General features: G+C 43.8%; 1 protein-coding gene. It reads right to left on the reverse strand.

Annotated features, from left to right (window positions below; all coding sequences use genetic code 11):
- Positions 1–13: 13 nt before the first annotated feature.
- A partial coding sequence (locus A3750_RS04105) for an ABC transporter permease (RefSeq protein ID WP_156498383.1) occupies positions 14–306 on the reverse strand: 293 nt, incomplete at its 5' end.

The following is a 306-nucleotide window of genomic DNA, read 5'->3' on the forward strand; positions in this document are numbered from 1 at the left end:
GCGCTCGCTAACTCTAACTTCGAATACCCTTGCCTTTTGACAGCAAATACAGGCATACCGAAAACAAAACAACAATAAAAAACAGAACCATGACAAACGCAAATCGAATGTCGATATCGCTCACCCCAAGAATGCCATATCGAAACGCATTCACCATGTACAAGATCGGGTTCGCTTGCGAAACAGTTTGCCAAAACTCCGGCAACAAAGAGATGCTATAAAACACGCCTCCGAGATAGGTCAGCGGCGTCAATACGAAAGTCGGAACAATGGAAATATCATCAAACTTGGTCGCAAAGATTGCAT

It is taken from the genome of Oleiphilus sp. HI0079 (assembly GCF_001635105.1).